The 305-nt window shown below is 73.1% G+C and carries 1 pseudogene; it reads left to right on the forward strand.

Annotation, left to right across the window (positions count from 1 at the left end):
- Window positions 1-303: pseudogene (locus HA630_RS26865) on the forward strand (tetratricopeptide repeat protein); the annotation flags it as partial.
- Window positions 304-305 lie beyond the last annotated feature (2 nt).

A 305-nucleotide genomic window follows, 5' to 3' on the forward strand; every position in this document is an offset into this window, starting at 1 on the left:
GCCCGCCTGCAGCCCACCGACGCGGTGGTGCTGGGCGACCTGGGCTACGCCCTGCTGCAACGCGGCCGCTGGGCCCAGGCCCGCAACCCCCTGTTCACCGCCGCCGAACTGGCGCCGCAAGATGCCCGCGCCCTGGCCAACCTGGCCCTGTACCACCACATGACCGGCAACCCCGAACTCGCCGAACGGCTGTTGGCGTCGCCGGGCATAGGCCCCGAAGCGCGCGACAAGGTGCGCGCTCTGGCCGCCGCACGCACCGGTGCGGTGGACGGCCGTGAAACCTTTTCCGCCCCGCCTCGGTAAAC

It is taken from the genome of Aquabacterium sp. A08 (assembly GCF_011742065.1).